Raw genomic sequence first — 17,368 nt, 5'->3', positions numbered from 1 at the left:
TGGGATGAGCGCGCACCGTCATTCCGCTGCTCCAAGCGGCAGCTCTTTTGCTGCCTTGGCTTTCCGCGTGGGCGCGCCCACGCGCAGGCGTCGGTCGGAAAGCGACACGAAGCCGCCAAACATCATCAGCACCGTGCCACCCCAGATGCACAGAATGAAGGGCTTCCACCAGATGCGAACGACGATTCCGCCATCATCCATGGGGTCGCCCAGCGAGACGTAAAGCTGGGAAAGCCCGAAGGTCATGATGCCAGCTTCCGTTGTCGGCATCCGCCGGGCCGTGTAAAGCCGCTTGGAAGACCACACATCCGCGACCTCGACACCGCCCTTGCGGGCAGTGAAATGCCCGCGATCCTCGGTATAGTTGGGGCCGACATGGTGTCGAATACCGTCAAAGGTCAGGCTGTAGCCGCCCGCGTCGACAACCATGCCCTGACGCATTTCAACAACGGTTTCGGTTTCGAATGTCGTGACGATGACGATGCCCAGAACGGTCACGCCAAGCCCCATATGGGCGAGTGCCGTACCGAAGGCGGATCGCGGCAGGCCTTTCAGGCGCCGCCAGGCGATGCCTGTCGCCAGTTTGCCGAAGTTCGCCCGGTACCAGAGATCGGCGAGCGCCCCGAAGATCAGCCAGAAACCGGCAACGATACCGAGAGCGGCCAGTACCGGCCCACCATTTTCGACATACCAGAGCGTGAGCCCGGCCAGTGCGGCAAGAGCCGCTGCCACGAACAGGCGTTGAAACGCGCCTAAGAGATCGCCTCGCTTCCAGGCCAGCATGGGCCCGAACGGCGTTACGATCAGAATGGGGATCATCAACAGGCCGAAAGTCAGATTGAAGAACGGCGCACCCACGGAGATTTTCTCACCCGTCAGCGTTTCCAGCACCAGCGGATAAAGCGTGCCGATCAGCACTGTCGCGGTCGATACGGTCAGGATGAGGTTGTTGAGAACGAGCGCACCCTCTCGCGAAATCGGCGCAAACAGCCCTCCCGCCTTCAGGGTCGGTGCGCGCCAGGCGAAAAGCGAAAAGGCCCCGCCGATGAAAAGCATGAGAATGCAAAGAATGAAGATACCGCGGCTCGGGTCGGTCGCAAAGGCGTGGACCGAGGTCAGCACGCCGGAGCGCACCAGGAAGGTGCCGAGCAGCGACAGCGAGAAGGTCATGATCGCCAGAAGCACGGTCCAGATCTTCAGTGCTTCGCGCTTTTCCATCACCAGCGCCGAATGCAGCAGCGCCGTGCCCGCCAGCCATGGCATGAAGGACGCGTTTTCCACCGGATCCCAGAACCACCAGCCACCCCAGCCCAGTTCGTAATAGGCCCAGTAGGAGCCCATCGAAATGCCTGCCGTCAGAAAGGTCCAGGCCGCCAGCGTCCAGGGCCGCACCCAGCGCGCCCAGGCGGCATCGATGCGCCCTTCCATAAGGGCTGCAACGGCGAAAGAGAAACACACGGAAAAGCCGACATAACCGAGATAAAGCAGCGGCGGATGGATCGCCAGACCGAAATCCTGCAGGACCGGGTTCAGATCCTGTCCTTCCGCCGGAACGGGCGAGAGGCGCTCAAAGGGGTTGGATGTCAGCAGAATGAACAGCAGAAACGCGGTCGTTACCCATGCCTGCACTGAGAGAACGTTGGCCCGCAGCGTATCGGGAAGATTGCGGCCGTAAACCGCGACCATTGCGCTGAACAGGACGAGAATGAACAGCCAGAGCAGCATTGAGCCTTCATGATTGCCCCATACGCCCGTCAGCTTGTAGATCATCGGCATCAGCGAGTGGGAATTCTCGTAGACATTCTTCAGCGAGAAGTCGGAGATCGCATAGGCGTGCGTCAATGACGCAAAGGCAATGCCCACCAGCAGGAACAGCAGCACAGAGCCCACGGGCGCCATATCCATCAGCGCCTTGTCATTTCGGCGCGCGCCGATTGCTGGCAGAATGGAAACAACAAGCGCCACGCCAAGCGCCAGAACCAGCGTGTAATGTCCGATTTCGGTAATCATTTCACCGCTCCCGCCTGGGCCGCATCATCAGTGGTCTTCTGCCACAGGCCCTTGTCCTTCAGGCGGTCGGCAACTTCCTTCGGCATGTAGTTTTCGTCATGCTTTGCAAGCACGCTGTCAGCAATGAAGGCGTGGGTCGCAGCATCGAACGTGCCTTCGGTCACCACGCCCTGCCCTTCGCGAAACAGGTCCGGCAGAATGCCGGTATAGCTCACCGGCACACTCGCCCCGCCATCCGTCACGGCAAAGCTGACCGTACGGCCATCCCCGCGCTTGACAGAGCCTTCCGCCACCAGACCGCCAAGACGAATGCGCGTGCCCGGCGCCACGGCCGTCTTTTCCAGATCGCCCGGCATGTAGAAATAGGCAATAGACTGGCCGAAGGCGAACATGACAAGGAATGCGGCAATCATGATGAAACTGACGCCGCCGCCAATGATCGCCAGTCTCTTCTGTTTGCGGGTCATTGTGCCACTCCCTGCGCATCCACGCCAAGCTGCTGTGCCAGCGCCAGCAACTGCTTGCCCTGCTCTCCGGAAGGCGGAAAGGTCTTGAGACCCTCGGCCAGCGCCGCGCGCGCCTTGTCCTCGTTCTTCAACATCGCGTAAGATCGCACCAACCGCATCCAACCCTCGAAATTGTCAGGGTTTTCCTTCAGGCGCGCATCCAGACTTTCCACCATGCCAGCCACCATGGCCTGACGATCTGCCGGTGACATCGCGCTGGCAGCGGCCATGTCTTCCTGCGTGGGTCCGCCTGGAGGCGCCGCCTTTGCAGGCGCGGCCGCATCGCCGCCGGTATTTTGCAGATGTGCCTGCACAAGGGGAATCCATGGTGCTCCCTCTGGCGAATCCTTCAAGATACCCGCGAAGGCGCTGCGCGCCTCATTCATCTTGCCCGCCTGCTCCAGCGCCAGCGCCAGATAGAAGCGAACGCGCGGATTGCCGGGGCTCGTCTTTTCTGCGGTCTCAAGCGCCGTGCGCGCATCCTCGATGACGATACCCTGGTTGGCGGCAATCAGCGTTTCAGCAAGCCCCGTCAGCCGCTGCGGATTTTCGCCGCGCAGGCGGATCGCGTTGCGAAATGCCAGTTCGGCATCGCCAAGGCGCATTGTCTTCAAATAGATTGGAGCCAGAACATCCCATCCGGCACCGTCTTCAGGGTTTTGCGCCAGATGCCGTTCCGCCTTGGCAATCATCAGGTTCATGTCATTGCCGGGCTTTTCCAGACGCGCCTCAAGCGGCATGTCGGGCATGTTTGGGCTGCCCATGTAGAGATAAAGACAGAGCCCCGTCAGCGGCAGAATCAGCGTCACGATGCTGGCAAGCGCGTTGTGGCGGGACGTGACGCCCGCTTTTTTGCCGGTATCGGCGGAAGCGGCTGCCAGAAGCCTGCGGCCGATTTCCGCCCGCGCATAGTCCGCCTCCGTCTCCCCGATCAGCCCGCTCTCGCGCTCGCGCTGCAACTCCGCCAGCTGATCTCGATAGACAGCGACTTCACCATTGTGATGTGTGTCGGATACGCCTCGATTGCGCATCAGCGGGTAGGTCAGAACGATGGCCACGGCCGCCGTCAACAGGGCGATGATAATCCAGAACATGCCGTTTCAATTACTCGAATGCGCACCGCTTTGAAACAAGCCGCGGCGGGATGACGTGAATTTGAGGCAGTATGCCGCAAGCGGCGTCGCTTACACGCCAAAGCTTCGGCACATCCTGCCCATGTTCAAGCGTTGTGAACGACGCGGCCCCGGCTTGCCTTGACATACGTCAAGGAGGCTCAGGTCAGCGGCGTCCATGTTCCGTCTGTGTTGCGACAGGCCGCGCCGCGCACCTTGGCCGGCTTGCCGTCCACCGTCAGACTGTGGGTATATTGGCGACAATTCTGGTTGCCCACCTGGTAGGGCGCGTTGGCGATGACTTCGCCGCGCGTATCGCCGCTTCCCCAGACCACAGCCTGCCCGCCCGGCGCTGTCTCCAGTGCCTTGTATTCTGCTTCCAGCGCCTTGTTGAAATCGCTCCGGTCCATCTGCAGCCCACTGCGTCCGACGATACCGCCCTGGAGCGCGGAAATATAGGGTGTTGCAGACGCGCCGCTGCGCCCCAGCAAGCCGCCACCGGCGGTGCGGGTGTTTGAGCTCGTGCAGGAGCTGAGAACCGAAAGGCAGATCAGCGACAGCACGGCAGGGCGCATAAAACTGGAGTTCATCCCGGCAAATCCGGCTTTGCCCATCACGTCAACCAAGAATACACTCCTTATCAACGCGCCATCCTGGCGCGGTCATTCATCAGGAAATGTCTTGCCAGTTTTTGGCCGTCATGCAAGCTCTTTCGAAAGCCCCGGCAGCAGCAATTCGGCTTTCAGCCCGCCAAGGGCACTGCGCGACATGGCAAAGGTGCCGTGGTACTCAGAAACCACCTCGCTGACGATGGACAGGCCAAGCCCGGTTCCCGGGCGGCTCTCGTCCAGTCGTCTGCCGCGCTTCATCGCTTCGGTAATCTGCTCCGGCTCCAGTCCCGGCCCGTCATCCTCCACCAGAAGCGTTACCCAGAACCTGCGGGTAACATCCGGGTCGGAAGACGGATGCGTGCCCGGCATCACCGTCACAACCACCTTTGTCGTTGCAAAACGCGCGGCGTTTTCAAGCAGATTGCCCACCGCCTCTTCCAGATCCTGCTGCTCCATCGCCAGCACGGTTGCAGGCTGGTGCATGTCCAGTTCGAATGTCTTGTCGGGGTTGAGGCGGCGCATCACGCGCACCAGCCGCTCCAGCGCCGGTTCGGCCTCGGCACGCGCAAGGATAGAGCCGCGCTGCGCCGCAATACGGGCGCGGGAAAGATAGGACTGCACCTGCGCCTGCATCGCATCCACCTGTCCGCGCACCAGATCTCCGTGATGCGTATCCAGGGTGCGGGCCTCGTTCAGCAACACGGCAATGGGCGTCTTCAACGAATGGGCCAGATTGCCCACCTGCATCCGCGCCCGCTCCACAAGCCTGCGGTTGCTTTCGATAAGCGCATTGATCTCGGTTGCCAGCGGCTGGATTTCGCGCGGGAAGTCACCCTCCAGCCTCTCGGCATCGCCGCCGCGTATCTTGCCCAGCGCCACGCGCGCCTGGTCCAGCGGTCGCAAGCTGTAGAGAATCGCCAGACCATTGACGACAAGACTTCCCAGCCCGAACACGGCCAGCGCCAGATAAAGGCTGTTGGAAAAATCGCGCACATCGTCTTCGACAACATTGAGATTGCCGGTCACACGAAATCGCGCCGCCCTGCCCTCGCCGTCCAGCACGACTTCGGTTTCTGCCACCTGCACGCGGTTGCCCGCCTCGTCGGTGACAACGTAATAGCGCTCATAGCGGTTGTCGAAGGGCACATCCAGAATGCCCGGAACCGGCAGCGTCGCAACGCCAAGCGAGGACGAAACCAGCGGCGCGGTCTGAAAATTGCCCAGCGGCTCCACCACCCAGTACCAGCCGGTATCGGGCTGCGAGAATCTCAGATCGCCCAGCTGCGGGCTTCCGGCAAGCGTGTTTTCGTTGGAAACGGTAATGGAATTGATGACGTTGTAGAGCTGTGCGCGCAGAAGGTCGGTAAAGCTTCGCTCCACGCCCTGTCTGTAAAGTGTCGAAATCACCACCGCAATCACCACCAGTGCCAGCGCGGACCATGCCGACGCCAGCAGCAGAACGCGAGCGGTGAGTGAATTACTTCGCATCTGCTGGCGCTTGCATCCGGTAGCCGAGACCGCGAATGGTCTCGATCAGATCGACGCCGAGCTTCTTGCGCAAACGTCCGACAAAAACCTCGATGGTGTTGGAATCGCGATCGAAATCCTGATCATACATATGCTCGACCAGCTCGGTGCGGGAAACGACCTCCCCCATATGGTGCATGAGGTAGGAGAGCAGACGAAACTCGTGCGAGGTCAGCTTCAGCGTCGCGCCGTTGACGGTCGCCTTTGAGGATTTGGTGTCGAGCCGCACCGGACCGCAGACGATTTCGGAGGATGCATGGCCCGCGGCACGGCGGATCAGCGCGCGCACGCGCGCCAGCACTTCTTCCACATGGAACGGCTTGGTCACATAGTCGTCGGCGCCCGCATCGATACCGGCAACCTTGTCGCTCCAGCGGTCGCGGGCAGTCAGAATGAGAACCGGCATGGCCTTGCCGCTGGCGCGCCATTTCTCCACAACGGTAATGCCGTCCATCTGCGGCAGGCCGATGTCGAGCACGATGGCGTCATAGGGCTCGGTATCGCCGAGATAATGCCCCTCTTCGCCGTCGAAGGCCTGATCGACCACATAACCCGCTTCTTTCAACGCGTCGGTCAGCTGTCGATTGAGGTTGGTATCGTCCTCGACCACGAGAATGCGCATCATCAGTCCCTTTTCATTCCATCCATCGCTTCTGCAGTGCGATGGTCATTCCAGATCATGTTTACATGAGAATTTGCGGAATGGCGACGCCTACATGGGCACGCGCATCGTTACCTTACGGGGCCGTTCGCCATTGCCCTGAACCAGCACGGTCACGACGCAATTCTGGCCATCATTGGAGGGATATACGGAAAGAAGCTGGCCGCCCGTTTCCCGCACCACGCGGGAGACCGCAGAGGTACAATCGCTTGCCACGTAACGCAGCGCGCCACCGCTTTGCGTCTGCCCATCAGCCTGCGGCGCAGGAAAACCGGCCAGACCGGCTGCAAGCGTCGCTATGATGAGAGGTGATGCCATTACACAAACTTCCACAGACCAATCGGGATGCACGTCGAAACGAACTCTGGTTGAATATGTATCGCAAAGCGTCTGAATGGCAAATGAATGTGGGGCGGACCCTACGCCGAAGACCGATACACATGGCAGCACGCAAGATGCGCACCGCCATGTGTGCGCCCTGCGTTACCGGATGATGCTGTTTGCGCTGAGGCGTCCATAGAGCGCAACCAGTCCGCCCACGCCACCGGCAACGGTGACCAGCCCTTCCGCAAGCTCCTCTTCAATACCGGTCGGCAGGTTCAACCCCACCACATGCAACAGCGGTGCCAGCACCGCAATCAGCGCACCCCAGACGGTCTTCGACTGGTACCAGGATTTCATATTGTCCATCGTTTTTCCTTTCGCTTGATGGTATCGGGAAGATCAAACTGGAATGTCCGCACGCGCGGCAATGCCAAGCGGCACCGCCCGCCCAAGCTGGCGCACCCGGACAGAAAGAACGCTCTGGGCGACACCGAAATCGGCCATTTCGTGATTGGCCCCATAAAGGCAGGCGGCCTCGCTCACCTCCATGCTGCGTCTCACGATGCTGCCCGAGAGCACCTCGACGCGGTAACGCTCGCTTACCTCGTCCAGTGGAATATCGGCAGCATCCCAGCCATCGGCATCCACGCGCCCGCGCCGCACCCAGGTCAGCTGGATGCCCGCCTCTGTTCGCACACCGCGCAGATGCACCGGGGCCAAGGGCGTTTCGGCCCGCATTCCCCCGGCAAAGGCAAAGGGGCCGATCTGCGATACCTGCGCACCTGCTGCCTCCAGTATCCAGTTGAGTTGCAGGCCGCGCTCGTCGATGCGCAGACCCATAGCAACCACGCCTGCGTCCAGCACCACAACCTCACTGCCTTCGCCAGCGCCCGCCGCCATGGCATCCTCGGTGCCCGCCAGCCCCCGCAGCAACCGGGTCAGTCTCCAGTGCCCGGGCTCCACTTCCTGCGCACTGGCGAAGGCGGCAATTTCCCAGGCTCCGCTTGCGCTTCTGATGGCAATGCGGTTTGCACCGTTCAACACGGCAATGTCGGCCGCCGATGACAGATCGCCATAAGGCAGCGTCACATCGATCGCGTCGAAGCTGTTGAAACGACCGGAAAAACCGAAAGGCAGGGCACTCGCCAGCGCACCTATTCTGGCGGGTTGGTCGAGCACGGCTCTGGCCTGATATCCTTCGCTTGCACCAGAGGCCGAAAGCGCCATGCGCCGCCAGGGTTTGGCAAAGGCCGCAGCCCTTGCAAATGTCTGCGCCTCACCCACCTCGTAGCGCGGCAGGTCCATCAGCACGAGATCGGGATCGAAGCCACTGGAAGCACCGCTCAGCGCGTTCTTGCGCGGCGCTTCCACATCGGAAGCAATCGTGATCGAAGCCGGCGAAAATTCCCGCGCCTCGATCCGCCGCACATCGCCATCCTCGATCCGGCGAACCAGAAACCGACCGGTCGGCCCGCCCTCCAGTTCCACGCAGTCGCCGGGATCCAGAGCGATTTCGGCTGGCGAAATCGAGAAGCGTATGCTGCGCCGCGCCAGACGGTTGTCGCGCAACAGGTCTTCCACAAGGCTTTGCGTGGTCTCCTGCGGCAGCACCGCGCCCAGATCATATCGCAATACGCGGTTTCCGGCATGGTCGATTCGCCGGGATCGTACGCTTGCCGTCTCATAGTCCAGCGACGGGTTGTACGCCGTCAGCACCGCCTCGGCGGCAAAATCGCTGTCATGCCCCCGTACCTCGCTCCACAGCGCGGTGTCCTCGACATCGGCGAAGGCGGAAACAACCTTGGTTTTCGCCACAGCACGACCGCGCGACACGAAACGCAACGTCGCGCCATCTTCGATGACATCCACCTGAAAGGCCTCTAACAGCGGTTCAAGCAAGCTGCGGGCAGAGGTCACATCGGCCTGCACATGGCCCGTTACGTCTCCGCTGACGGCGGAAACGTCGAAATCCTCAAAGCCGTGCTCGCGCAGTACGCGGGCGATCAGGTCTGCCAGCGTCGTTGCCCCCAGCCTGCCGTTCAGCCAATGGCCGGTGCGCCAGTTTGCGCCGTCACTCCAGGTGGCACCATCCTGCGGGAATGCCGGATAGGGTCTGGCATCCCAGGTCCAGACGAAAATCCTGCCTGCATCCACCATCCCCGCCGGTGGCAAGGGCCCGGACCAGTGGTCGTGATGCGCCTCCAGAAAGCGCCTTTGCTGGCTGTCGGCGCGCATCCGGCTGGAAAAATGCGGATAACCGCTCTCGGAAGATTTCGGATCGATGAAGGCATTCGGGCGGTTCGCCCCCTTGTCGATGGCCGGGCAGCCAAGCTCGGTAAACCAGATGGGCTTCATGCCCGGCATCCATGCGCTGGGTGTGGTGCGCTCTTCTCCGCCAATACGGTCATAGTGCCGGTTCTGCCACCAGCCACGCAAATCCTTGTTGCGAAAGATCCAGTGCTTGCCCTTCAACCCGTCGGAGATGGGACTGCGCGTCCGGCTCGCCCGCTCTGCGTCGCTGCCATAGTACCAGTCGAACCCCTCGCCAGCCTCGATGTTGCGGGCAAAGCCCGCCGCATCATCAGGCCCGACAAGACCGTCAGGGTTTGCGCCCAGCATGTCCTCATCACGCCAGTCGGACAGGGGCATGTAATTGTCGATCCCGACAGCATCGATATTCGGGCTTGCCCACAGCGCATCCAGATTGAAGAACACATCGCCCGTGCCGTCTGCCGGGTGATAGCCGAAATATTCGCTCCAGTCGGCGGCATAGGTCAGTCTGGTCGAACCACCCACGATGGCGCGCACATCGCCCGCCAGTCGCACCAGCTCTTCCACGAAGGGAAAGGCGTTTGCCTCGTCGCGCACCCGCGTCAATCCGCGCAATTCGGAGCCGATCAGAAACGCGTCCACCCCGCCCGCCTGTGCCGCCAGCGCCGCATAATGCAGCACCATGCGGCGATATCCGTCGGCCCGGTTGCAGAAGTCGGAAATCTGGGTTCGTGCCGTTGCGGTGCGGTCAACGCTGCCGGGCCGCCCCGCCGCCGGATGGCAGGTTATGTTGCCGCGCCAGCCATAGGCGTCCTGCTGCGGCTTGCCGTATGGGTCGGCAAGCCCATTGTCTTCAGGCACATCCATCATCACGAAGGGGTAGAGGCACACTTTCAGGCCGCGTGCCTTGAGGTCTGCAATTGCCTGCAACACGCTGGCATCGCTGGGCGTGCCGCCATAGGCCGGGCCGCCATCCCTGCGGCTGACCAGCCTCACCTTGCTGCGCGTCATGCCGGCAACGGACCATCGGGCGCTTTCCCGGTCGCGATAGGAAACCTCCACACCGGGCAAAATCCGGCAATCGCCTGCGCGCATGTCGGTGCCGAACCACGACACCACCAGCGCCACGCTTTCAAGGTTAGGGCACAGCGCCTGCAATTCGTCGATGGAGGCCTGCCAGTCGGTCGCAGCCGAAAGCGTGTGACGGTTGAGGATGCGGCTTTCGCCCGCCCCCGACCGCTCGGAAACCGCAATGGTGGCATAGCCGTGCTCGGTCGCAGCGGGTATCACCGTCACCGCCTTGATCTGCCCCTCAAGCTTGCCGATGGGCCGCAGAACCTCGAAGTGAAGCAGCGGAATACGGTTGCCGAAACTGTCCAGCGGCAGCCGCTCGAACACGACATAGGACAGGCCGCGATAGGCGGGCGCATTGCCCGCCCCCTGCCGTGCCTCGATCAGCGGATCGGGCAGCTGCGTCTCGCTGCCGGGGTAGAAGCGCATTTCGATGCCGGTTATGTCCAGCTCCTGCCCGTCCGCCCACACCCGCCGCACCATCGCAGCCTCGCCTTCGCACAGGCCCACGGCAATATTGGCGAAATACTGGAAGGTCTCCACCGTCGTGCTGCTGCTACTGCTGCTGCTCTTGCCGCCCTGCCGTTCGCGCGTCACGCTTTCCTCGAAACGTGTGGCCCAGATCAGCGTGCCGCCAACCCGCACCGTTCCATAGGCACGCGCAATCGCAGCACCCTCGTCCGCGCCGGGAAGGCGGGCGGTGGAAAGCCGCGAACCCGTCACCGTCCTCGATGAAGACAGAAGCGCGTTGTCCACGGCACCGCCCGCCAGCGCCCCTGCCGCACGGCCAATCATTGCGCCGACAGGACCGAAAATGCTGCCGATGGCAGCGCCCGCCGCCTGAAAAACTAGGGTTGCCATGCGGCCTACCTCTCGGGAAAACGGAAAATACCGGCAATGCGCCTGCGCCACGCAGGCACCAGTGCCGAGCGCAGCACCTGCGCGGTTTCATAGGCGTGAATGAAATGATCGGCATCCGCCAGAATGCCCACATGCTTGGCCGCATAATCTGCCCGCCAGCGAAACAGCAGCATGTCGCCCGGTTGCGCACTCGCCGCCTCGACTGGCTGGAAATGTCGGATGGCCGCGGCCATCAGCCGGTCCTCGCCGCTGCGTTCGGCCCAGTCGCGCGCATAGGGTGGCGGCAGTTCCGGCTCGTCTCCGTAAAGCTCGCGCCAGATGCCGCGTATCAGCCCAAGGCAATCGCAACCCACGCCCTTCAGGCTTGCCTGATGTCTGTAGGGCGTGCCGATCCAGCCTTCGGCCAGCGCCAAAACCTTCTCACCGGTCGCGCTCATTGGAAAAGTGCTCCGCCGTCATGTTGCGTGCGGCTCGTGACATAGGAGTAGGCGAAATCCGCCCCCGGCATATGCGGACAACCCCTGAAGTTGAGATGATTGGAAAACTTCGTCTTGCAGGTGGAAAAGCTCTTGTCGCATCCCGCCGTCACCTGGAAGGCGTCCCCCGGTTTCGGCGGTGTTTCCAGCGGCAGCCAGAAGCTCAATATCGCCACCCCGTCCTTTAACGCGTGATCGTCGAGATCAAATCCGCGCCCGGCATTTGCCCCGCCCGCAAAGACCAGCTTGCCCTGCCGGAAAAAGCCTTCCGCAAATCCGCCAAGTCCAAAAACGGCGATCCGCCCCGCAGCATCCACGGACACCACGGTTCCCGTTGCCTGAAACGCCCTCAGGTCAGCCCGGCAGCGGGCGTCGCCAAGTGCGGCATCGCAGCGTCTTGCGTAAACGCGGCCCTGCGGCTGGCTCAGCCGGTGGGCAAGGCTGCGCAACTCGGCGGTAAAGGAACCGCCTGCACGCGTCACCTCGCCAATTTCTCGCACCTTCAACAGCATATGTTGCGCAGGGTCGCTCCAGTTGACGAGGTAGAGCTCCACCCGCGCCCCGTCGAAGCGGCCAGCCGACAGGTCCGCCTCGGAAATCGCCTCGCTGGAAAATCCGCCCGCCACCTCGCCACTGCTGGCCGAAAGGCCGGTCTCGCTGTCGCTTTCACTGGTCTGAAAGCCACTTGCTGCAAGGTAGGTCACGCCATCGAATGTCAGCGCCGTATCATGCTCGGTAAATCCCAGCACAGAGCCGTCGCGCAGGGTCACCTTCCAGCAATGGCAGGTCGTCGTCGCCTCGCCCGCCAAGTGGTCGGCGAGGTCGTCGGGCACGGTTTTCATGGCAATATCTCCACCAGTGGAATGGAAGGAATGCGCCCCGCCTCGAAACTGGCGAGACTGACATCGATACGATCCGTGTCGAAGCGCACCGGCACGTCGAAGTCGAAACCGGCGCGAATGGCCGCGCCTGCGGCTGGCACCTGCCCCTGGGCAAAGGTCACCATTCCCGTCTCATGGTCGGTGGTGAAGGCGGAGGCGGAAACCGCCGAACCATTGACGGAGATGACCACCGTGCCGCTCACGGGCTTGGAAATAATGCGCGTCCAGCCGCCACCGGCGTCGTCATAGGTCTTGACCAGCTGAAACCGAGCGGTCACACCATCGCCCGTCCCAATCCGCTGATCCATCGCCGTGGGGGTGGCTAGCGGCGGGCAGGAACTGTGATCGACAGGATCGCGGAACCGGAAGCCATAAAGCTGCCCGCCACGCGCCTCGAAAAAGGACAGGACGGCATAGAGGTCGGTAACGGAGCGCACGCCTGAACCCGCATCATAGGCGCGCCGGGAATTGCGCCACCTCTGGTTCCTGTTCTCGCGCCCGTTGGAAAGGTTGACGATATCGGTCCGCCGCACCGGACCACCGCTTGTGCCCAGCGCCAACCGTAATGGAAAGCGCACCTCATGAAATGCTGCCATAGGCTTGAATTCCTGATCTTATTTTGTAGCTCCGGTCACGGTCTGCCGCGCCGTCTTTCGCTCACAGGCCACGTTGTCCCCGGCCCACGCTGCGGGCCAGCATTGCGGAAATCTGCCCTTCGCTGCGGCGGAAACTTGCCGCGTCACTGGCCGTCACATTGAACACGATCTGCGTGCCGCCACCGCCACCTGAGGACGCCACGCCCAGCGAACCGTCTGCCCCGCGCTTGAGCGGCAGGATCGCCTCGCTGCCCGCCTCTCCCATAAGGCCCGTGCCGCCTCCCATCGGGAAGAAGGTCGGGCTGGAAACGACGCCGCCATCGGCAAAGGGCGTCACCCGCCCCGGTACGCCGCCCTTGGCGAAGGCAAACAGAGAACCGGCCCCTGATGTCAGGTTGCCGACGGCAGAAGACAGCATGTTTTCCAGCGGCTTCAGCCCGGCGCTCAGGGCAATATTCGACAACTTCGTCGCCAGCCCCTGCAACACGCTGTCCAACCCCTTTCCACCCACCGTCGCGGATTGAAGGGCAGAGGTCAGCGCAGAGCCGAACCGTTGCGAGCGCCGCTCCAGATCGTCCATAACAGAAACAAGCGCCTCCGCATCATCCCGCTGGTCGGCCAAATTCGTGTCATCTGCCATGGGCTTGCCTTTCTGATTCAACGCGGCTGTTCAGCCTCTTGAAATTGCGGTCGTTTTGGCCTGGCGGAAGGAAAGGACAGACGCCCCCCGCCGCGCTCACCCATCCGGAAACAGGCGCATCAGCCCTTCCAGCGCGGGCCGGTCGATTGTTGTGGCGTGCGGGCGCATCCCGCCGGTCATGGCGAAGAATTCCACTGGTGTCAGCGCCCAGAAGACAGCTGGAGGAAGCCGCAGCAGGCTCAGCCCCGCATGGATCACCTGCCCCCAGGGAAAGGGCTTGATGTCCTGGCGTTGGTCTGGGCCCGCTGCGGCCATCAGGGGGAAGCGTGTTGCCGCCCCTCGGTGCCGGTTCCGGCAAAGGTCGCGGTCAGGAGGTCTCCCACGATCGTTGCGTAACCGGCAATTCCACCATCGATGCTCATGGCCGCCACCTCGTCGTCGCTAAACAGGTTGCCGGCGCCACGCAGCCCTGCCCCGATGACGCGGATCATGTCGGCTGCCTTCATGCGCCCGCTGGCAAAGCGGCCGGCCAGGTCGGTCAGGTCGTCGGCTGCAAAGGCCGTCTCAAGCTCGGCCAGCGCTCCCAGCGTCAGGCACAATATGCGCCGCTCGCCATCCAGCATGGCTTCCACCTCGCCGCGCCTGCGGTTGGCGCGTCCAAAATTTGCCGCCCCCATCACGCCGCTCCAAAGGTCAGCGCGCCAGCCGATTCCAGCGCGATTTCAAACTGCACCTCGCCGTCATGGCGCGCGGAATATTCCAGCGCGGTGATCTGGAACGCGCCGGAAATCGTGCCGAAGCCGGGTATTATGATCTGCCATGCGGGAATATTCCCGGCGAAGAACTGCGCGCGCACCAGCTCGTCGCTCTGCAGATCCTTGAAAATGCCCGAGCCCGTCACCCCGGCCCGCTGAATACCGGCACCGGCCAGCAATTCGCGCCAGCGCCCGCTGCTGTCGCTATCGGTTATGTCCACGCTCTCGGCGTTGAATGCCAGCCGTTTGGTTCGCAGGCCCGCAATGGTTACGAATGTCCCGGAATTGTTGATCTTCAGCAGCAGGTCTCTTCCCTTCTGCGCCCCCATGGCCTGTCCTTTCTTTTGGTCTTGGTCGGTCTTGAAGAAGCACTGCCTATTCCGTGATCGCCCGAAAGCGGATCTCGGTCAGGAACGGCTTCGATTTGGTTTCCCGCACCGAACGGCTGGAGCGGTAAAACAGGCTGACGAGGGCAATATTGCCACTTAGCACCAGCGGGGCATCGTCCAGCAGGGTCAGCACCCGCAGGGCAATGTCCTGCGCCATCTTTCGCCCGCCTGCGGCGCTCCACACCTCGATTGTCAGCAGATGCTCCTCGCCCGGGGGCGTGTCGGCGGAAAGCTGGCGACTTTCCATGTCGCCAAACACCACGCAGGGCAGAACCGGCCTAGGCAGCAGCCGGTCGACGATGCCCCGGTCTCCCACCATCGCCACCAGCGCCGCGTCAGAGGCAAGCCGGGCGTGAATGGCCTGAAGCAATGCATTTGCCGCCTTCATCGGCTTTCCTCCTCACACCGGCAGACGATGAAGCGGCCGGTCTCATCGGGATCGATCACGGAGATGACGGCAAAGATGCGCGCACCCTTTTTCAACCGCATCCCGGCGGCGATATCGGTGCGAAACGCTGCCCAGATCCGGTGGGTGATGGTCACGCCGTCGGCGGATGCCCGCTCAAGAGACGTCTGAGAGACAGGCTCAATTGCCGCCCAGAGCTGCCGCAGCTGACGCCACCCTGGCGTCACACCGCCCTGCCCGTCCGGCGTTTCCTCGGGTGCCTCAAGCTCCAGCCGCGCCGTCAGCTTGCCCGGGTCGAGAAAGGTCAGGTTCATGGCTCACAGCCCCATGCGCCGGAACGGCCCGATCAGCCGGTCATAGCCTGCGGGCACGCCCGCTGGCTGGTCGGCGGGCGAAACGGCTCCGCGAAAGGCAAACATATGGGCGATGTGGATCAGCATGGCGCGCTTGAGCGTATCCGGCACATCGACACCGCTCTGTCCGAAACCGGCGGTAAAGTCGATTTCGATCCCGTTGAGCGGCTGTCCCGGCAGAGGTGGCTGGCGAAGCCACAGCCGCGCCGGGCGCGCCTCGCCATCCAGCATCCGGTCGATGCCGCTGATGTCGGTCGGGTCACCCGCATCGTCGAAAACCAGAATCTTTTCGATGGTTTGCACCGGCCCCTTGGCAATCTGAATCACATCGCCATCGGGCCATGCGTCCAGATAGAGGCGGAAGCTCTGCTGCGTCAGGCACAGCCCGGTCTGGCGCTCCAGATGGTCGCGCGTCGTCTTTATCAGCGAGAGCAGAAGCGCATCCTCATCGCTGCCATCGAGCCGCAAATGCTCTTTCACCTGGGCAAGCGTCAACGGCTCCGCCTGCGGCGGGGTCAGTGTGGCGTAGGTCATGATCTCTCCGGAAATAGCCTGTCGATTGCGACGGTGCGGCTGCAGACCCTCCCTTTCGGGAGTGTCGCGCCGCACCGCCTGCGTTGAAAGCTGGCGCGGAGGCGTCAGCTTGCGGCGAATTTCACCAGCTTTATCGCCTCGAAATTCTGCACGCCGCCACCCACACGCTTGGTGGTGTAGAACAGCACATAGGGCTTGGCGGAATAGGGGTCGCGCAGAATGCGGATGCCGGTGCGGTCAACGACAAGATATCCGGCACGGAAATCACCGAAGGCGATGGCCATGCTGTTGGCCGCCACATCCGGCATGTCCTCGGCTTCCGCCACCGGAAAGCCCATCAGCGCCGCAGCCTGACCGGCAGAGGCTGGCGGCTGCCAGATGTAATTGCCGGTCGTGTCCTTGAAGCGACGCAAGCTCGCCTGGGTCTTGCGGTTCATCAGGAACCTGCCATTCTGGCGATGACCGGCTTTCAGCGAATAGATCGTGTCGATCAGAACATCCAGCGGCCCGGTGGAGGCGAAGGCTCCCGCCGCACCGGTTGCGAGATAGCCGATCTTGCCCCAGGCATAGGAGGCATTGGCAACCGTTTCATAGGCCAGCACGCCCTTCGGCTTGTTCACACCATCGCCGGAAATGAAGGCGGTTCCCTCCTGCTCGGCAAAGGCCACGTCCACTTCGGCGGCAATCCATGCCTCGATATCGACGGCGGAATCGTCCAGCAGGCCCTGCGTCGCCGCCGGCATGGCGTAAAGCTCCATGGTCGGGAAGGACATTTCCGCAAGCTGCGGCGTGTTGGTCTGCGGGCGCGCCGCGGTCTCGGCCACCCATCCGGTGGAAAGACCCGCCAGCGCAAAGGGCTTTTTCAGCACCGCGCCGGAAACCTGCCGCACGGTCGCCAGCGCACGCATTGGCGAAACCACCGCCATGCGCTTGCCAATCTCGCTGTCTGTTTCCGTCGGCAGCAGAAATCCGCCATCGGCACCCGCGCTCCCGGCAAAGGCCTTGGCCTCCAGCTCGCGCAACGCGCCCTCATCCCCGCGCCTGATATAGGCTTCGAAGGCCGTCTTGTGTTCATCCGCCTGCGCCGATGTCGCGCCGCGCCTGCCCAGCGCCGGACGCGCCTTTTTCAGCGAAAGCTCGTCCATCGCCTGCTTGTTTTCATCCAGCGCCTTGTCGATGCGGTCAAGCTTTTCGCGGGTCAGCACGTCGCTGGTCATCTTGCGCTCGATGTCGCCAAGCCGCTGATCATTGGTTTCGCGGAAGGCCTCGAAAGCCTCCATGAAATCATCGAAAGCCGCCGTCATCGTTTCCGGCACGGCCTTGATCTGCGGTGCGACGGCTTGCAGGTTTGCATGGGCCAATGTCTGTTCTGTCATGGGGTCTT

20 protein-coding genes are annotated in these 17,368 nt (G+C 62.5%); all 20 read right to left on the bottom strand.

The genetic code is table 11. The features are described 5' to 3' along the window. Positions 1–18 precede the first annotated feature (18 nt). The 20 genes from QRN85_RS09735 to QRN85_RS09640 all read right to left on the bottom strand — a co-directional run bounded on the left by QRN85_RS09735 (position 19) and on the right by QRN85_RS09640 (position 17,360). A complete protein-coding gene (locus tag QRN85_RS09735; RefSeq protein WP_284757682.1) occupies positions 19–2,010 on the bottom strand; it encodes a heme lyase CcmF/NrfE family subunit in 1,992 nt (663 codons plus the stop codon). Then, on the bottom strand, positions 2,007–2,477 hold the full coding sequence (gene ccmE / locus QRN85_RS09730) for a cytochrome c maturation protein CcmE (RefSeq protein WP_284757681.1): 471 nt from the start codon (positions 2,475–2,477) through the stop codon (positions 2,007–2,009). Before ccmE ends, QRN85_RS09735 begins: the two co-directional genes overlap by 4 nt. Further along, positions 2,474–3,610 carry a c-type cytochrome biogenesis protein CcmI gene (ccmI, locus tag QRN85_RS09725; RefSeq protein WP_284757680.1) on the bottom strand — a complete coding sequence of 379 codons (1,137 nt, stop codon included), beginning with the start codon at positions 3,608–3,610 and terminating at the stop codon, positions 2,474–2,476. The genes ccmE and ccmI overlap by 4 nt, the downstream gene beginning before the upstream one ends. A 179-nt stretch (positions 3,611–3,789) precedes the next feature. Further along, positions 3,790–4,218 carry an RT0821/Lpp0805 family surface protein gene (locus tag QRN85_RS09720; RefSeq protein ID WP_082469687.1) on the bottom strand — a complete coding sequence of 143 codons (429 nt, stop codon included), beginning with the start codon at positions 4,216–4,218 and terminating at the stop codon, positions 3,790–3,792. A gap of 108 nt (positions 4,219–4,326) precedes the next feature. Next, a complete protein-coding gene (locus tag QRN85_RS09715) occupies positions 4,327–5,727 on the bottom strand; it encodes an ATP-binding protein (RefSeq protein WP_062586879.1) in 1,401 nt (466 codons plus the stop codon). Continuing rightward, positions 5,717–6,388: a response regulator transcription factor gene (locus tag QRN85_RS09710; RefSeq protein ID WP_062587238.1), complete on the bottom strand. Its 672-nt coding sequence runs from the start codon at positions 6,386–6,388 to the stop codon at positions 5,717–5,719. The genes QRN85_RS09715 and QRN85_RS09710 overlap by 11 nt, the downstream gene beginning before the upstream one ends. Positions 6,389–6,478: 90 nt before the next feature. Beyond that, positions 6,479–6,745 (bottom strand): hypothetical protein, encoded by a 267-nt coding sequence (locus QRN85_RS09705; RefSeq protein ID WP_062586878.1) that lies wholly within the window; start codon positions 6,743–6,745, stop codon positions 6,479–6,481. A gap of 165 nt (positions 6,746–6,910) precedes the next feature. Next, positions 6,911–7,117, bottom strand: a complete 207-nt coding sequence (locus QRN85_RS09700) for a hypothetical protein (RefSeq protein WP_062586877.1) — start codon at positions 7,115–7,117, stop codon at positions 6,911–6,913. Positions 7,118–7,150: 33 nt separating this feature from the next. Continuing rightward, positions 7,151–10,954, bottom strand: coding sequence for a baseplate multidomain protein megatron (locus tag QRN85_RS09695; RefSeq protein WP_284757678.1), 3,804 nt, complete (start codon positions 10,952–10,954; stop codon positions 7,151–7,153). 5 nt (positions 10,955–10,959) lie between these two features. Then, the gene (locus QRN85_RS09690; RefSeq protein WP_284757675.1) at positions 10,960–11,391 is read right to left on the bottom strand and encodes a C40 family peptidase; all 432 of its coding nucleotides are present in this window, start codon (positions 11,389–11,391) and stop codon (positions 10,960–10,962) included. After that, positions 11,388–12,272 (bottom strand): phage/gene transfer agent baseplate hub protein, encoded by an 885-nt coding sequence (locus tag QRN85_RS09685; protein WP_284757674.1) that lies wholly within the window; start codon positions 12,270–12,272, stop codon positions 11,388–11,390. The genes QRN85_RS09690 and QRN85_RS09685 overlap by 4 nt, the downstream gene beginning before the upstream one ends. After that, positions 12,269–12,907 (bottom strand): DUF2460 domain-containing protein, encoded by a 639-nt coding sequence (locus tag QRN85_RS09680; protein ID WP_284757672.1) that lies wholly within the window; start codon positions 12,905–12,907, stop codon positions 12,269–12,271. Before QRN85_RS09680 ends, QRN85_RS09685 begins: the two co-directional genes overlap by 4 nt. A gap of 61 nt (positions 12,908–12,968) precedes the next feature. Beyond that, positions 12,969–13,547 carry a phage tail tape measure protein gene (locus QRN85_RS09675; protein WP_062587237.1) on the bottom strand — a complete coding sequence of 193 codons (579 nt, stop codon included), beginning with the start codon at positions 13,545–13,547 and terminating at the stop codon, positions 12,969–12,971. Positions 13,548–13,643: 96 nt separating this feature from the next. Continuing rightward, positions 13,644–13,862 (bottom strand): rcc01693 family protein, encoded by a 219-nt coding sequence (locus QRN85_RS09670; protein WP_112961162.1) that lies wholly within the window; start codon positions 13,860–13,862, stop codon positions 13,644–13,646. Beyond that, positions 13,862–14,224, bottom strand: a complete 363-nt coding sequence (locus tag QRN85_RS09665) for a gene transfer agent family protein (RefSeq protein WP_062586871.1) — start codon at positions 14,222–14,224, stop codon at positions 13,862–13,864. The genes QRN85_RS09670 and QRN85_RS09665 overlap by 1 nt, the downstream gene beginning before the upstream one ends. After that, positions 14,224–14,631 carry a phage major tail protein, TP901-1 family gene (locus QRN85_RS09660; protein WP_284757669.1) on the bottom strand — a complete coding sequence of 136 codons (408 nt, stop codon included), beginning with the start codon at positions 14,629–14,631 and terminating at the stop codon, positions 14,224–14,226. The genes QRN85_RS09665 and QRN85_RS09660 overlap by 1 nt, the downstream gene beginning before the upstream one ends. Before the next feature lie 46 nt (positions 14,632–14,677). Beyond that, the gene (locus QRN85_RS09655; RefSeq protein WP_062586869.1) at positions 14,678–15,079 is read right to left on the bottom strand and encodes a DUF3168 domain-containing protein; all 402 of its coding nucleotides are present in this window, start codon (positions 15,077–15,079) and stop codon (positions 14,678–14,680) included. Continuing rightward, positions 15,076–15,411, bottom strand: a complete 336-nt coding sequence (locus tag QRN85_RS09650; protein WP_112961147.1) for a phage head closure protein — start codon at positions 15,409–15,411, stop codon at positions 15,076–15,078. Before QRN85_RS09650 ends, QRN85_RS09655 begins: the two co-directional genes overlap by 4 nt. A gap of 3 nt (positions 15,412–15,414) precedes the next feature. Beyond that, positions 15,415–15,984: a head-tail connector protein gene (locus tag QRN85_RS09645; protein WP_284757668.1), complete on the bottom strand. Its 570-nt coding sequence runs from the start codon at positions 15,982–15,984 to the stop codon at positions 15,415–15,417. Between the two features lie 104 nt (positions 15,985–16,088). Beyond that, entirely contained in the window at positions 16,089–17,360 is a 1,272-nt protein-coding gene (locus tag QRN85_RS09640; RefSeq protein WP_062586866.1) for a phage major capsid protein, read from the bottom strand. Positions 17,361–17,368: the final 8 nt, after the last annotated feature.

This window comes from Agrobacterium sp. fls2-241-TYG-188a (assembly GCF_030209845.1).
This window is presented reverse-complemented; position numbering and strand designations above follow the sequence as displayed.

Excerpts from the sequence above, each read along its gene's own strand:
- QRN85_RS09735 (WP_284757682.1), bottom strand. The coding sequence starts at position 2,010 with ATGATTACCGAAATCGGACATTACACGCTGGTTCTGGCGCTTGGCGTG.
- ccmE (WP_284757681.1), bottom strand. The coding sequence starts at position 2,477 with ATGACCCGCAAACAGAAGAGACTGGCGATCATTGGCGGCGGCGTCAGT.
- ccmI (WP_284757680.1), bottom strand. The coding sequence starts at position 3,610 with ATGTTCTGGATTATCATCGCCCTGTTGACGGCGGCCGTGGCCATCGTT.
- QRN85_RS09720 (WP_082469687.1), bottom strand. The coding sequence starts at position 4,218 with ATGAACTCCAGTTTTATGCGCCCTGCCGTGCTGTCGCTGATCTGCCTT.
- QRN85_RS09715 (WP_062586879.1), bottom strand. The coding sequence starts at position 5,727 with ATGCGAAGTAATTCACTCACCGCTCGCGTTCTGCTGCTGGCGTCGGCA.
- QRN85_RS09710 (WP_062587238.1), bottom strand. The coding sequence starts at position 6,388 with ATGCGCATTCTCGTGGTCGAGGACGATACCAACCTCAATCGACAGCTG.
- QRN85_RS09705 (WP_062586878.1), bottom strand. The coding sequence starts at position 6,745 with ATGGCATCACCTCTCATCATAGCGACGCTTGCAGCCGGTCTGGCCGGT.
- QRN85_RS09700 (WP_062586877.1), bottom strand. The coding sequence starts at position 7,117 with ATGGACAATATGAAATCCTGGTACCAGTCGAAGACCGTCTGGGGTGCG.
- QRN85_RS09695 (WP_284757678.1), bottom strand. The coding sequence starts at position 10,954 with ATGGCAACCCTAGTTTTTCAGGCGGCGGGCGCTGCCATCGGCAGCATT.
- QRN85_RS09690 (WP_284757675.1), bottom strand. The coding sequence starts at position 11,391 with ATGAGCGCGACCGGTGAGAAGGTTTTGGCGCTGGCCGAAGGCTGGATC.
- QRN85_RS09685 (WP_284757674.1), bottom strand. The coding sequence starts at position 12,272 with ATGAAAACCGTGCCCGACGACCTCGCCGACCACTTGGCGGGCGAGGCG.
- QRN85_RS09680 (WP_284757672.1), bottom strand. The coding sequence starts at position 12,907 with ATGGCAGCATTTCATGAGGTGCGCTTTCCATTACGGTTGGCGCTGGGC.
- QRN85_RS09675 (WP_062587237.1), bottom strand. The coding sequence starts at position 13,547 with ATGGCAGATGACACGAATTTGGCCGACCAGCGGGATGATGCGGAGGCG.
- QRN85_RS09670 (WP_112961162.1), bottom strand. The coding sequence starts at position 13,862 with ATGGCCGCAGCGGGCCCAGACCAACGCCAGGACATCAAGCCCTTTCCC.
- QRN85_RS09665 (WP_062586871.1), bottom strand. The coding sequence starts at position 14,224 with ATGGGGGCGGCAAATTTTGGACGCGCCAACCGCAGGCGCGGCGAGGTG.
- QRN85_RS09660 (WP_284757669.1), bottom strand. The coding sequence starts at position 14,631 with ATGGGGGCGCAGAAGGGAAGAGACCTGCTGCTGAAGATCAACAATTCC.
- QRN85_RS09655 (WP_062586869.1), bottom strand. The coding sequence starts at position 15,079 with ATGAAGGCGGCAAATGCATTGCTTCAGGCCATTCACGCCCGGCTTGCC.
- QRN85_RS09650 (WP_112961147.1), bottom strand. The coding sequence starts at position 15,411 with ATGAACCTGACCTTTCTCGACCCGGGCAAGCTGACGGCGCGGCTGGAG.
- QRN85_RS09645 (WP_284757668.1), bottom strand. The coding sequence starts at position 15,984 with ATGACCTACGCCACACTGACCCCGCCGCAGGCGGAGCCGTTGACGCTT.
- QRN85_RS09640 (WP_062586866.1), bottom strand. The coding sequence starts at position 17,360 with ATGACAGAACAGACATTGGCCCATGCAAACCTGCAAGCCGTCGCACCG.